The organism is Stenotrophomonas sp. GbtcB23 (assembly GCF_019091045.1).
Lineage (GTDB): Bacteria > Pseudomonadota > Gammaproteobacteria > Xanthomonadales > Xanthomonadaceae > Stenotrophomonas > Stenotrophomonas rhizophila_A.
The window spans coordinates 1-234 of the sequence record NZ_JAGXKC010000710.1; the positions used below are offsets into that span (position 1 = coordinate 1).

A 234-nucleotide genomic window follows, 5' to 3' on the forward strand; every position below is an offset into this window, starting at 1 on the left:
TTGCCTCCGCAGGCGGCGCGCAAGGCTGGATGGCACGGCTGCTGGCCCGAGGGGAGCGCGAGCGCGAGCCCCTGCTGCGGGCCTGGCACCGGCTGGGGCGGCGTTACGCGCGGCTTGGCCTGGCCCGGGAACCTGCGGAGACCGCCACGGAGCGGGCGCAGCGCGTCCCCCGGCAACGTCCCGACCCGGCGTTGATTCCGCTCAGCCAGCGTTCCGATCACGCGCGCTACGCTG

The 234-nt window shown here is 76.1% G+C and carries 1 pseudogene; it reads left to right on the plus strand.

Annotated features, from left to right (window positions below):
* Positions 1-234 (plus strand): annotated as a pseudogene (locus KVS69_RS20660) (DUF3488 domain-containing protein); the annotation flags it as partial.